The 4,558-nt window shown below is 72.2% G+C and carries 4 protein-coding genes; all 4 read left to right on the forward strand.

The window, feature by feature from the left end:
- Positions 1-1,217: PTS transporter subunit EIIC (locus tag AC51EU_RS27405; RefSeq protein WP_496269773.1), on the forward strand; the 1,217-nt coding region annotated here is incomplete at its 5' end.
- Positions 1,218-1,301: 84 nt separating this feature from the next.
- Entirely contained in the window at positions 1,302-2,207 is a 906-nt protein-coding gene (locus tag AC51EU_RS27410) for a hypothetical protein (protein WP_496269774.1), read from the forward strand.
- Positions 2,204-3,385 carry a hypothetical protein gene (locus AC51EU_RS27415; protein ID WP_496269775.1) on the forward strand — a complete coding sequence of 394 codons (1,182 nt, stop codon included), beginning with the start codon at positions 2,204-2,206 and terminating at the stop codon, positions 3,383-3,385. The genes AC51EU_RS27410 and AC51EU_RS27415 overlap by 4 nt, the downstream gene beginning before the upstream one ends.
- A gap of 363 nt (positions 3,386-3,748) precedes the next feature.
- Positions 3,749-4,558, forward strand: an 810-nt coding sequence (locus tag AC51EU_RS27420; RefSeq protein ID WP_496269776.1) for a MarR family transcriptional regulator, incomplete at its 3' end; no start/stop codon positions are given.

Consider the following 4,558-nt stretch of genomic DNA (forward strand, 5'->3'; position numbering starts at 1 on the left):
AGGAACTGGCCGCCCAAGGGGCCGCGCTCAAGGCCCGCCAGAAGGCCCGCAACGCCACCCCGGTCAAACTGTTCCTGCGCCGCGTCGCGAACATCTTCGTCCCCCTCATCCCGGCCCTGATCGGCTGCGGCATCATCGCCGGCTTCAACGGCCTGCTCACCAACCTGGGTTGGGTGCCCGCCCTGGTCCCGGCACTGGCGGCGATGGCCTCCGGTTTCATGTCCCTGATCGCGGTGTTCGTCGGCCTCAACACCGCCAAGGAGTTCGGCGGCACCCCGGTCCTCGGCGGCGCCGTCGCCGCGATCGTCGTCTTCCCGGGCGTCGCCAACATCACCGCTTTCGGCCAGAAGCTCTCGCCCGGCCAGGGCGGTGTGCTGGGTGCGCTGGCCGCCGCGCTGCTCGCCGTCCAGGTGGAGAAGTGGTGCCGCAAGGTGGTGCCGGAGGCCCTGGACGTCCTGGTGACGCCCACCCTCACGCTGCTCCTCACGGGCCTGGTCACCCTCTTCGGCCTGATGTTCGTGGCCGGTGAGGTCTCCGCCGCGATCGGCACCTGCGCCACCTGGCTGCTGGCGCACGGCGGCGCGCTCGCCGGTTTCCTGCTCGGCGGGCTGTTCCTGCCGCTGGTCATGCTCGGCCTCCACCAGGCCCTCATCCCGATCCACACCACGCTCATCGAGCAGCAGGGCTACACCGTGCTGCTGCCGATCCTCGCCATGGCCGGCGCGGGCCAGGTCGGCGCGGCCGTGGCCGTCTTCCTCCGCCTGCCGCGCAACCGTTCGCTGCGCGCGACCATCCGGTCCGCCCTCCCGGCCGGTTTCCTCGGCGTCGGCGAACCGCTGATCTACGGCGTCTCCCTCCCCCTGGGCCGCCCCTTCATCACGGCCTGCGTCGGCGGTGCCTTCGGCGGCGGTTTCATCGGCCTGTTCAACCAGCTCGGTGACGCCGTCGGTTCCACGGCCATCGGCCCCTCCGGCTGGGCCTTGTTCCCCCTCGTCAAGGGCAATCAGGGCATAGCGGCCACGGTCGTGATCTACGCGCTGGGCCTCGCCATCGGCTATCTCACCGGCTTCCTCGCCACCTACTTCTTCGGCTTCAGCAAGCAGATGCTCACCGAGCTGAACGCCCCCACCGACGGCCCGGCCGAGGACCCCACCCCCGCGCCCGCCACCGCACCCCAGGAGGGCACCCCGCCCCAGAAGGAGACGCTGATCGCCTGACCCCCACCCCGTATCACCGCCGGACCGGAACCCGGTACCCTCCCCGGACAACCGCAGGTCGGTACGGGGGAGTTGACGGACGACGTGACAGATGACGCCACAAGAACACCACCGTCACCTCCCACCCCGCCCCCGGCGGAGGAACCGGGCCCCGGCCCAACGCCCGCCCCGAGCGCGACGACCGGCACACCGCCGAGCCCCACCGAGGGCCCGACACCCGGCCCGTCATCCGATCCGGCCTCCCGCCCCTCCCTCCCCGTCCGCCTCTGGCGGCGCTTCGCGGGCCTCAGCACGGCCAACAAGTTCGCCGCGCTGGGGCTTGTCCTCGCGGTGGTGCCGCTGGTCACGCCGGTGGTGAGCGCCGGGTACGACGCGTTGTTCGGCGAGCAGGCCATCGCGTTCGACTCCGTCCAGACCGATGGCGCCTGCTCCACACCGTGGTTGGTCTCCCCGGACCACCCGGAGCTGCGCGACAAGGTCGGCCGGGCCGAGGACCATGCCCTCACCCGCTGGGAGCGCGAGCACAGCATCACCCATCTGTCCGAGGTGGACGCCGCCGTCAGCATCCGTGGCAATCTCGGCAAGGCCGTGCAGCTGCGCGAGCTGTCCATCACCGTCCTCAGCCGCGGGCGCCCCCTCCCCGGGCACCCCTTGCCTCCCCCGGGTTGCGGCGGCGACGGCATCCGCGAGGTCTTCTACGTCGATCTCGACACCCTGCCGTTGGGGCAGGCCGTTCCCTCGCGTTACCTCCTGACGAGCCCGCAGCAGCGGGCGGCCCGCGCGGAGGCGAAGAAGTACGGCAGGCCCAACATCAGCCTCCCCAAGAGCGTGTCCACCGACGGCATCTACGACCTCATGCTCGCCGGCCGCACCCAGCGCCACTACTGCACCTGGCGGGCCACCCTCACCTGGTGGGACGGCCAGGAGGAGCACACGACGACGATCGACAACGACGGCCGCCCCTTCCGTGTCACGGCGGCCCCCCGGTGAGGCGGGTACGCCCCCTGTTCCGCTCCCCCACCGCGCTCGCCGTCCTCGCCGTCCTCCTGGCGCATCTGGCCGGCGCCCTCCCCCAGCAGATCGCCTGGGCCGACCGGCTCGACCCGGGCGTACTGTCGGACGACGTGCCGGCCGCGCTGCGGCTGCTCACGGTTTCCCCGGTCCAGCGGTTCGGCGACGCGACCGGAGGGGCGGCCGTGCTGCGGGAGACGCTGTGGACGGCCGCTTTCCTCCTGCTGTCGGCCTCGGCCACCCATGCCCTCACCACCCGCGCCACGGGCCTCACCAGGGCGTACACCCATGCCGTTGCCTGGCCGGTCGTCGCCCCGCTCGCCAACCTCCTGGCACTCGCCCTGCTCCGTCTGCCCGAGCTGTCCTTCGCCCCCTCGCTGCGCGGCGAAGCGACGTTCCAGCTGATGGGGGACGCGCAGGCCGGTACGGGGCATGCGATGCTGCTCGGCCTGACCGGTGGCCTGGTCGCCCATGCCGCGAGCGTCCTCACCCTGTCCACCGACCGTGCCACGGACCGCCTCCCGTCCGTCCGCCACCTGCTCCACGGCCCCCTTCCGACCCTGTGGCCCCGGATCGGCGCCACCCTGCTCGCCATGATCGGCGGGGCGCTGGTGCTGGCCTTCCTGACCAGCGGCATCTTCGAGCGGGGGCTCGTGGCGTCGGCACGTTTCTGGTGCGGCTCGTACGACGCCCCCGGGCAGTGCGTCGAACTCCTTCGCGCGCAGTTCACCGGTACGGTCCCCGAGCCCCGGGTGCCCTCGAACGTGCCACTTCTGGCCCGTTTCACGACGGTGTACGCCTGGCAGGCGTTCCTGCTGCTGTTCGCCATGACCTTTTTCGTCATCTCCACATTGACGAACGGGCTGCCCCGCTCCGCTCGCGCGGCACTGAGCGCGGGCGGCGGGTACACCGCCGGTTCGGCCGCGTTCGTCGCGGTGCTCGACACGGTGTCCGCCCTGTGGGACCACCCGTCCCACGCCCTGTCCTTCCAGGAGCAGTTCGTCCTGCTGCTCCCCCCGCACGGCCTCCACCACGCGCTCTACGGAGCCCCCGTGGCCGCCGCGCTCTGCGCCACCGTCGCCCGCCTGCGCCCGCGATCGAGCCGTACGCCCCCGACTCCTGCCACCACCGACGACCGGACGGCGGACACGGCCTGACCACGACGCCCGAGCCCCGAGCCCCGAGCCCCGGAAAACCCCTACGCGAAAAGGCCATTCACCGACTGCCACCGAGCCGCTCCCGGAGGCGTTCACGCCCCGGGGCTCAAGCCCCGCACTCCGAGCCCTCTTTCCAAGGAATGGGCAGGTGAATTCCCCCCCGCCCTCCCACCCAACTCCCCCGTTCACCCGCACGAATGACCGAGAGTCATCGGTTTGCGACATCGCGTTCCGCCGGTCTAGCGTGCGCAGCACCACACAAAACAACCCCGACGGGTGCGCCAACACCCGGTCGGGGTCTGACCATCGAGATCGAAGAAGGCGATCTCATGGCTGACCATCAAGATCGAAGAAAGCGATCTCATGGCCTCGGAAAACTCTAACGCCGCCCCGCCCCCGTACGCATCCCCACACGCATCCCCGCACGCGGACGCGGCGTACACCCCGGTCCCTCACCCCCTCGCCCGTCCCGGGTACGGCAAGCGCAGCGCGCCCGGCCAACGCCCCTCGCGTCCCGGCGACTTCGCCCACCTGCCACACCGGGAGGCGTCCGTCGCCGCCTACCTGGACCGCCTGCCCGAGGGCTCGGACATCTCCGTGAAGACGCTGGCCAAGGTGCTGCCGGAGTACGGTCAGTGCGCCCTGCGGACCGCGCTGCGGTACCTCTCGCAGGAGGGCCATCTGCGGCGGATCGTCGAATGCCTCACCGGCAGCGGCAAAAGCCCCTTGTGGGTGACACGGACGTACTTCTCCCGGACGCCCCGGGACGACGCCTGGTGGCACACCCTGTGCACCGGGAACACGCCCGCCCCCGCCCCCTCACCTGAGCCGCGAAACCCGGGTACCGCCTCGGACACGCCCACCACCACGGCGGACGCCGCTCCCGTCGCCCCTCTGCCGCCCGGCCCCCGGCCTGACACCCCGCCGGACCGCCCCCGCCCGCCCGGTGACGCCTACACCGTCCTCGCCGGCCTCGGCCGCCTCGATCCCCGGATAACGCTCTCCGCCGCCGACTGCGCCGCCCTCGCGCCCCTGGCCGAGGAATGGCTGACGCGGGGAGCCACCCCGCCCCAACTACGGCACGCCCTGACCTCGGGGCTGCCGCCCGAGGTCCACCATCCGGGCGCGTTCGCCCGAAGGCGCCTGGTCACCAAGCTGCCGCCCGCAGCGGCC

Source organism: Candidatus Streptomyces philanthi (genome assembly GCF_059553635.1).